The organism is Flavobacterium sp. LHD-85 (genome assembly GCF_030929595.1).
Lineage (GTDB): Bacteria > Bacteroidota > Bacteroidia > Flavobacteriales > Flavobacteriaceae > Flavobacterium.
Window position 1 is genome coordinate 87,167 of sequence record NZ_JAVFVR010000012.1, and the last position, 9,705, is coordinate 96,871.

Genomic DNA, 9,705 nt, shown 5'->3' on the forward strand with positions numbered 1-9,705 from the left:
ATTATTGTATATTAAAAAAATTGTCCTTCAAAAAAATAATGCTCTGTTCTAATTTTTCTGATATATTCTCTTTTGATTTGTTCAAAATTTCATTTATATGATTGATTGAAATTTTATTGTCTCTAAAGATTTTCAATTTATCTACTAAAATTTCTTTAAGAAGTAATTTTTCATATGCATAATCATCGTTTTCTTCCAATCTTTTAGAAATATCAAAATATTCTAATGCTTTAAACCAGTCAATTAAGACTTTCTTATCAGTAATGCTATCAATTTTAGCACTTATATCTTCTACTTCTTCCGCTAAAAAAATACTGTTATGCTGAAACATATATGTCCCATCTAAACCTAATAAATGCGGACTGGAAGAAGGCTCATACTCTGGAGAAAAATTATATTTATTAATTTTATTTCTAATTTGTGCGGATATATGTTTCATTATGTAGGTATATCCCATAATTTCTTCACCGCCTTGAAATAGCTCAACCTCGAGCCCCAAAGAAAGAGCCGGCATACCTAATTGTGGGTATAAAATTTCAAATATAGATGGGTAAAGTGATAATCCTAATTCCTCTCTTTGGTATGATTTCAATCCTCCTAGAAATGAATTATCGTATAAATATCTACAATGTTTATAATCAACAAAATTTCCGTAAATATGAATTAACTCAACCAATTGATTTAAAATCTGGGATGTTAATATGATGTCATTCTTCTGATAATCAAATCCCGAATTAATAAAGTCCTGAATTACAAAATATGATCTGTTTTTTATAGAACTCGCTTCCTTAGGGTTCATAAAAAGTGCCATTACATCATCAATAATGACGATAGATTTATATTTATATTGATTTTTAACTAAATCTGCCATTGATCCAAAATAGTGTCCCAAATTCCTTGGTCCAAATATTGGATTTTGCACACAAATCTGTGTCGGTTTTATGTCTACCATCTTATGAGTTTAAAAAATTAAAAGTTTCCCTGATTATTTCCGCGGTTAGAATACAATTATTAGATTTAATCCTATTTTCATCAATCAATTTTGGTATTATGGTCATTTGGATTTCTTCATACTTAGAATTATAACCTTGTGTTTTCATTGAATCTGCTTCTTTAGAATAAACTCTAATCAACTTATTATTTTTTATATATTTTATCCGATTATTCTTAACAACTTCAATGTCGTCAGTAATACTTTTTTTTCTAAGATTAACACTATTGATATCTATAGATTTGATTTCACTGCTTATTGGAAAATTACTTAAAAGAGGATCGTTGTTAAATTCTTCATATAATTCAATTTGATTATTTAATTTCAATAATTCATCACTAAAAAATTCTGAATTTATTTTTAATCTAGAGCATGCTAAATCAAGTAAATCAAGAGCTTTATCCGGAAAAAATTTAGTTTTGTCACTTTTAGATAGCAAAACCGCTTCTAATATCCCTTCGTCTTCTATTTGAATATCATGAAAAAATTCGTATTTGCTCTTTAATTTTTTAATCATTAAATAACATATATAGTCATCTGGTTCTTCAATTAAAATTTTCTGAAATCTTCGATCCAATGCTTTATCATGCTGCAAGAATTTCTCATATTCTTCATTTGTAGTTGCCCCTATCAATTGAAAATCACCTCTAGAAAGTGCAGGTTTTAGCATATTTGCTAAATCTAGTCCTCCTTCGGATGAACCAGCTTTAGAAACTGTGTGTATTTCATCAATAAATAATATTATTTTTTCTGAATTCTTATAGACCTCATTTAAAATTATTTTTACCTTTTCTTCGAATTCACCTCTGTAACTTGTCCCGGCAACCAAATCACTAATTCTTAATCCGTAAATCGTTTTATTTTTTAATTCTTTTGGAACTTGTCCATTATTAATCATTGATGCCAAATTTTCTATTAATGCAGTTTTCCCTACACCAGGCTTTCCCAATAAAAGAGGATTATTTTTAAAACGCCTGCTTAAGATTTCCATGAGCTTTCTTATCTCCAGATCTCTGTAAAATATCGGGTCATACTTGTCGTTAAAAGCCTTTTTATTAAAATTAGTTCCGAATTCTTCTAAAACTTCTGATTCAAAAATCATTATTATGTAATTTAAATTAGTTCAAAATTTTACCCATTATGGAGTCAAAAACTTCAGCAATAGAAGAAATTTGATTATTTGAAAAATATGTTTTGTTAAAAATAAAATTAAACTGAAGGTTATTGGCGGTCTTAATCGGCTGTAATAAGATATAGTAACACCCAAAATTTTGGTCAACGGAGTAAATTTCAAAATTTAATTTGCCTTCGAATGAATTTAAATCTTCACTATCAATATAGTTATACTTAAATTTTCTTAATATTTCATGTCCATATTTATTTAATCCAAGTTCATTGAAAATTTTGTTACTGTGGTAATCACTATGTGATAGACATTCTACTAATTTAATTTGCACTTCGTTAATTATTTCGAGATAATTATCAGTATCAATATTGAGTCGTAAAAAAAGTGAATTTGTAAATAGGCCTATTTCGTTACAAATCTCTCCACTTTCACGATTGGAAACTGTACAATCGATTAATACATCTCTATCTAATGACAGTTCTTTAATTACTAAGTAATAAATAGTTAGAAAGAAATTATTAAGTGTGAAATTATTATTCTTGCAAAATGCCTTGATTTTTTCACTTTGATCTTTTAAAGATTTAACTTTAAAAACCATTGTATTTGTATAATCAAATGGAACCTTGCCTTTAATCTCTTCTCTTGAAATAAAAGCTGAAAAATTATATTCCTCATTAAATGTTTTTTCCCAGTAATTTTTATCTACGACATACTTGGATGTTTTTTCATAAAACTGCATGGCAGCAGTATATTCATGGAATTGCATCTTTACCGTGGTTGATTTATCAAAATAGTAGAAATTAAATAAATCTTTTAAAAATATATTAATCGATGCTCCATCAAAAATAATATGATTCACAATGAAAAATAAAATATAAGATGTTTTATTAAATTTCACAGCCCAGGCAGATAGTAAAAAATCCTTGCCAAACAGGTCTATTTTTTTTAAAAGTTCATTCTTACAAAATTCATCGGCTTCACAGAACTGATCAAACTCCCGGTAATTAATACTTATATTTTTCTTATCATTTGAAAAACTTTGATATAAATAATTATTTTCGACTAAAAATTGAGTTTTTAGAATCGTATGCTTCTCAATTACATCATTTAACGCAATTTCAAGTTTATCAAGATTGATTATTTCATTGGTTATTAAACCAAAATTAATATTTGAATTAGAACCATTAGCTATTAAAAATTTATAAACCTCATTTTGGAGATAAGAACATTTTGTTTTAAAATCATAACGTGAGCTATTACCTATACTTTTTAAATACCTAAATATTTGATTTTTATTCGTATCCAGAAAGCCTTTTAAATTATCGTCAATTAAATTTATATCTCTTCGTACTATCAATTTATTTTCAAAACAGTAAATGTTAACATTTTTAAATTTGAGAAAAGACAAAAAGTTAAACACTTCATTTTCATTAATTTCATCTAAATAAATCAAAATATCATCACATAAAACTTCAAGAAATTCATTCTCTTTTTCTTTTTGATCATTTATTATGTTAGATATGCTAAATATATTAGGGTAAACATAAAATTCTTTGTATGAAATATCTACTTCATAAAAACTTCTAATCTTTCCTAAAATTTTACCAACAAATAAGCTATGTCCACCTAATTCAAAAAAATTATCCTTAATCCCCACATTTTTTATTCCTAATACTTCTTGCCATATTTTCACAAGAGTCTTTTCAATTTCATTTCCTGGAGGCGCATAGCCAGCTTCGGAAATTGGTGCAATGCCTTTAGGGCTTGGCAAAGACTGCCTATCTATTTTTCCATTTGGCGTCAATGGCATGGAATCCAACTGAATAAAATGGGCAGGTATCATGTAATGGGGCAGAAAATGTCTCAGTTCAGATCTAATATGCGAAACATTAACTTTCTCACGGCTTACAAGATAAGCTACTAATATTTTGTCTCCTTTGGAATCCGATTTTACTGCAGCAGTCACTGAATCTAAAGAAGAGATCTTCAATAAGCCGTTCTCTATATCCTCTAATTCAACTCTATAGCCTCGTATCTTGATTTGGCTATCATTTCTTCCCAGAAACTCTATTTCTCCCTGTGAATTCCATTTTCCAACATCTCCAGTTCTATATAATAAGCCTCCACTTTCAAAAGGATTTTGAATAAAACGCTCTTTACTAAGCATTTCATTTCTATAATACCCTATTGCAAGACCATCACCTCCTATATAAATCTCTCCTATTGTTCCTATTGGCTTTGGCTGTAAAAACATATCCAAAACAAATAGACTTGTATTGCTTATTGGCTTGCCTATGATTGATGCGTCTTTCGGAGTTTGCAGTTTCTTTATACTTGACCAAATAGTGGTTTCTGTCGGTCCATACATATTCCAGACCTCCCCGCAATGAGGAATTAGTTTGCCTGCTAATGCTTCATGCAATGAGTCCCCTCCACATAATATTTTTAATCCTTTACTTCCTAGCCAATTAGAGTCAAAGAGCATCTGATAAAAACTTGGAGTTGCCTGCATTATAGTCGGCTGCACCTCATTTATATTTTCTATAAGCAGATTAGCTTCAGATAAAACATTATGGTTAGCTATATATACAGCAGCTCCGCAAATTAAAGGAGCAAAAAACTCCAAAATTGAAATATCGAATGAATAAGTTGTTACCGAAAACAAAATATCGCTTGCACTTATGCCTGGCTGCTTCTGCATGCTGGTTAGAAAATTAAGCAATGACCTATGCCCAATTTCAACTCCTTTTGGATTACCTGTCGAACCTGATGTATAAATTATATAAGCTGTAGCTTCTGGTAAAACTCTCGTTTCTAGATCCCCTTTTAAGCCCTTGATTTTCTCTAAAATATGTTCTAACGATAGAATAATTGCTCCATCTCCATTCTGCACTTTATAGTCTTTTTCACTTATAAGAACTTTGGTTCCGCTACTTCCGACAATATAATTTAAACGTTCTTTTGGAAAATTGGGATCTAACGGAATATATGATCTTCCACACTTCAATATCCCTAACAAGAGAGCCAACATATCTGCTGAACGATCCAGTAAAACAGCAATAGGTGATCTATCTTGTTCCCCAAAAGCATCGATAAGATATAATGCTATTTGACTGGAAGTTTTATCAAGTTCAGAATAAGAAAACGTTTTACGGCTATCACTTAATGCAATTTTCTCAGGCGTTTTATAAACTTGGTCGGCAAATAAATCCAATATTGTTTTATCTTTTGGATAATCAGCTTGTGTGTCATTAAATTCTACTAATAGCTGATTCAGTTCCTTATCTGATAAAAATTTTAATGAACATATTGCCAGCTTAGGTTCTGAGATAATGCTTTGCAGTAGAACTTCAAGATGATTTATAATATTTTCTGCAAACTCCTCGGTATAAAGAGCAGTATTATAAACAAGCATTAATTTAATGCCCTGAGATGTTTCTTCAAAAATAAATTCAATATCAAATTTACTAATGGCATTTTGCTGGGTTTCATATTCCTTAATTGTAATATCTCCCGACTGCTCCAGATTTACTTTAAGATTATCGGTGTTTTGAAAAGTAACCATTACATCAAATAACGGGTTACGGCTCATGTCTCTTTTCAGCGATAAATGATCAACTAATTCATCAAAAGGATACATTTGATGCTCAAATGCTGATAGAGTAACTTCTTTTATATTTTCTAAAAGCTTTTCGAAACTATCAAGACCATCAAACTGTGTTCGTAATGCTAAAGTATTGACGTAAAACCCTATTTGATTTTGCAAATCAACGTCTTCCCTCCCTGCTATCGGGCTTCCAATTATGATGTCATTTTGGTCTGTATATCTATAAAGCAATACTTTTACGGCAGCTAATAGCCCCATAAATAAAGTTGATCCTTGTGACTGGCAAAAATCACTAAACGGTTTTGCAATACTCTCTTCATATACCTTATCCAAAGAACTTCCTGCGTAAGTTTTTATCGCTGGCCTTGTTTGATAAGTCGGCAAATCTAAAACTGGAAGATTCCCATTAAACTGGTTCATCCAATAAATTTCATGCTCTTTTATTGCATCACTTTTTAATTGATCTTGTTGCCATGCAGCATAATCCTTGTATTGAAGTTTTAATTCTGGCAATACCAATTGGCTTTCTGTTGAATAAGCATCATATAAAGCAAATAACTCATTTTTCATTATATCAACTGACCATCCATCACTTACAATATGATGCATAACGCAAATAAAAACATATTTGTTCAAGGATTTTCTTATTACTTTAGCACGTAATAAACTACTTGACGACAAGTCAAAAATATATTTTACTTCTCTCTCGATAACTGCATTTATTAACTCTTGAGAAAATTCTTCTGTACTTACATCTTCATAATCAAGATTAAATTTAGTAATGTTAAAATCTAAAACCTTCTGTCTAATATCGCCATTTTCTTCTACAAATAATGTTCTTAAAGATTCATGACGTTCAATGAGGCTTAAAAATGCTTTTTCTAAAGAAGGAATTGACAGACTTCCGTTTATTTCAAAAATACTTGACATGTTATAGGCAATATTCCCTCCTTCAAATTGGCTTAAAAGCCATAATCTGCGTTGTGAAGAAGACAAAGCATAACTCTCTTGCTCTGAAATTTTGGGAATTCTATAATAGAATTTCTTTTTTGTTTTATTCAAGAAAATAAGTTCAATTAATTCATTTTTATGTATTTTAATTTCATCCAATAAAGCATCAGTCATAATTCCCTTTGGACTTTGAACATTTAATTTATCATCAACTAAATCAATTATTATATTTAGATTAATTAATTTACTAAGTAGTTTCTGCATTTTTTTCCTGCATTATGTTATATCTAAATCCCAGTTCTTCTTTTCTCCTCCTCATTTCCCATCTGTCTCTGCTGTTCTTTAACAGTTTTATTCCCAAACTTATAATTTACTGACAGTTGTACTCCTCTACAATCTAAATAATATCTTGCTTCTTGATAGATTCCATTTACAGTCGAATTTGATTGTATCACTTCCGTTTTGAATAAATCATTTATTTTTAAAGAAAGCTTAAGATCCTTTTTTAACAACAAATATTGTAGGGTACTCGATAAAGAGCTAATAGCTCTGTTTTTTTCAATTCCATCAACAGAAGGAAAATTATACCAATAATTCATATTGAAAAGTAACGTCTCACTGGGATTCAACGAAAAATCATTATTTAATGAAATTCTTGAATTGACCCCCTTTTGCTCTCTATTGGTAATAGTCAAACTAGACTTAGAGATACTGTAATTAATGTCAAAATTTATACTGCTGGTCCACCTTTTGTATCTATCATATACATAATTTTCAGAAATCCCATACCTTTGGGTATCAATGAAATTTTCATTTGTATATTTTATGTTATTTGCGTTAGGATCAGTTATCGGAATTTGATAAAACAAATTATCTTCAATACTATAATAAAACTTGCTTTCAAACTTTTTATAAGTATAAGTGAGCTCAATATTATCTATAAATGCTGGTTGCAGAAACGGATTACCTTCTATTGTCTGAAATGGATTAATATAAAATACATTTGGATTAAGCTCATTAAATCGGGGCCTTTCTATTCGTTTACTATAACTAAAACTAAATATTGAATTCTCATTTGGCACATATGATAAAAATGTTGTTGGAAACAATTTAAAGTAATTGTTTTTTGCTAACTGATTTAAATTTTCTGAAAAGGCTTTTGTTTGAATCGCTTCAGATCTTAGGCCAAGTTGCAATTCCCATTTTTTATTTATTTTTATATTTCCAGAAACATAAATAGCCTCGACATTTTCAGTATATTCAAATTTACTTTGTGATAGTGACAATTCTGAAATTGGCTGGTTAACAACACCACTGTTAAAAAAGAAAATATTGTTATTTGACCTCGAATTAGATATTTTACCGCCAAAATTTAATTTCATAAATTCAAATGGAAATTCAACATCAATTTTTCCTGATAGGTTATCTATATTTTGATTATTATTATTGATGCCTGAAAAATATTTTTCAGAAGGAGGCGTTGGAATTTCAATAACTGAAATCCCGTTATATATTCTGGAATCTTTATTATTGTAATTAAAAAAATCAAGATTCAATTCAATTTTTTTCCCTAAAGTGTCTAATTTAAATTCATTATAAAAATTCAATGATTTTATATTTGGCTTTTGTACTGTTTGCCTATCAGATTTTAAATAGCTAATAGTTTGGTCTGTCATAAAATCATTAACTGACGTATAACTATTTATTGATGCTTTAGCAATGTTATCATTAATCAAGAACTGAACTCCTGAAACCCATTTAGGCGATATTATATAATTAACGTTTACCCTCCCATTAATCCTATTATATTGAGATTTAAAAGGATTACTAGTACGCCATAAACCATCCGGAAAATATACATTGCTATTTTGCTCAACATATGTTGTCCCGTTTTTATAATTTATTATAGAAGAAACACCAACTTTATTTTTATTATAGTTCAAATTCCCTAGAAATGCACCATCATCATATTTTCTTTGAAGATATGTTATTCCCATTAGAGCATTCCAAGAATCTTTTTTTATTTTTTTTAATCTTATATTAACCATTCCGCTATTTCCTGCTGCTTCATATTTTGCAGGTGGCGTAGTAATTACTTCAATGCTCTTAATAGATTCTGACGGGATAGACTTTAAAAAATTAACTAAATCTTCTTGTGGAATTTCAATAATTTTATCGTCAATCATAATCGCTAAATTATTCTTACCAACTATTGATATTTTCTCATTTTGTATTCTGACTCCTGGAGTAACTTTTAGCGCATCTAATGCATCACCTCCTGATGCATTAATTGAATTTTCAACATTAAAAATTAATCGATCAACTTTTCTTTCGAAAAGTTTTCTTTTAGCTTCAATTGATACCTCTTCTAATTGATTAACATGATCAATGGTAATTATCCCCATATTTAAATCAGCATTTAATTCTATATTTTTTGAAAATAATATCTTTCTTTCTTTTCGAATTTCTAACCTATACCATCCCTCGTTTATTTCTAATTCGAAAATTCCTTTTTCATTTGTAAACTCATTTTTAATCACTGTAGAGTCTTTAGCTATTAATACAGCTTGTGCAAATTCAATTGGATCTTCAGCCGAGGTAATGATTTTTCCAGTAATTTTTATTTGCGCTGATAGGTTTAAGCTTAATAACATTAATAATACAAATACAATTTTCATTACAATTCATTTTTTTCTTAAAGCGTATAAGGACTTTTTTTACTATGTATCAATATTTACAGCAAAAAAAATTCGACTTCATCACTATTTTGTTTAGTATCAATATTATCTATGAGATTAATATTAGCTATCAACTCAGCCATTTCTTCTAATATTAAATTTTCGAACAAATCATTTATAGATATTTTTATGTTAAATTTTTCATATATTAAACTACTTAGTTTTATTACCGATAAGCTATGTCCACCTAATTCAAAAAAATTATCCTTAATCCCCACATTTTTTATTCCTAATACTTCTTGCCATATTTTCACAAGAGTCTTTTCAATTTCATTTCCTGGAGGCGCATAGC

The 9,705-nt window shown here is 29.1% G+C and carries 5 protein-coding genes; all 5 read right to left on the bottom strand.

All coding sequences use genetic code 11. The features are described from left to right. Position 1 precedes the first annotated feature (1 nt). The gene (locus RB618_RS18790) at positions 2-952 is read right to left on the bottom strand and encodes a hypothetical protein (protein WP_308070165.1); all 951 of its coding nucleotides are present in this window, start codon (positions 950-952) and stop codon (positions 2-4) included. A 1-nt stretch (position 953) separates the two neighbouring features. Then, the gene (locus RB618_RS18795; RefSeq protein WP_308070166.1) at positions 954-2,093 is read right to left on the bottom strand and encodes an AAA family ATPase; all 1,140 of its coding nucleotides are present in this window, start codon (positions 2,091-2,093) and stop codon (positions 954-956) included. Positions 2,094-2,109: 16 nt separating this feature from the next. Beyond that, the gene (locus tag RB618_RS18800; RefSeq protein ID WP_308070167.1) at positions 2,110-6,939 is read right to left on the bottom strand and encodes a non-ribosomal peptide synthetase; all 4,830 of its coding nucleotides are present in this window, start codon (positions 6,937-6,939) and stop codon (positions 2,110-2,112) included. A 23-nt stretch (positions 6,940-6,962) separates the two neighbouring features. Continuing rightward, positions 6,963-9,353, bottom strand: a complete 2,391-nt coding sequence (locus tag RB618_RS18805) for a TonB-dependent receptor domain-containing protein (protein ID WP_308070168.1) — start codon at positions 9,351-9,353, stop codon at positions 6,963-6,965. Between the two features lie 56 nt (positions 9,354-9,409). Beyond that, positions 9,410-9,705 (bottom strand): phosphopantetheine-binding protein (locus RB618_RS18810; protein ID WP_308070169.1); only part of this gene is annotated, 296 nt, incomplete at its 5' end.

Bases quoted from the DNA above. Each gene is read 5' to 3' on its own strand.
- RB618_RS18790 (WP_308070165.1), bottom strand. From the start codon at position 952: ATGGTAGACATAAAACCGACACAGATTTGTGTGCAAAATCCAATATTT.
- RB618_RS18795 (WP_308070166.1), bottom strand. From the start codon at position 2,093: ATGATTTTTGAATCAGAAGTTTTAGAAGAATTCGGAACTAATTTTAAT.
- RB618_RS18800 (WP_308070167.1), bottom strand. From the start codon at position 6,939: ATGCAGAAACTACTTAGTAAATTAATTAATCTAAATATAATAATTGAT.
- RB618_RS18805 (WP_308070168.1), bottom strand. From the start codon at position 9,353: ATGAAAATTGTATTTGTATTATTAATGTTATTAAGCTTAAACCTATCA.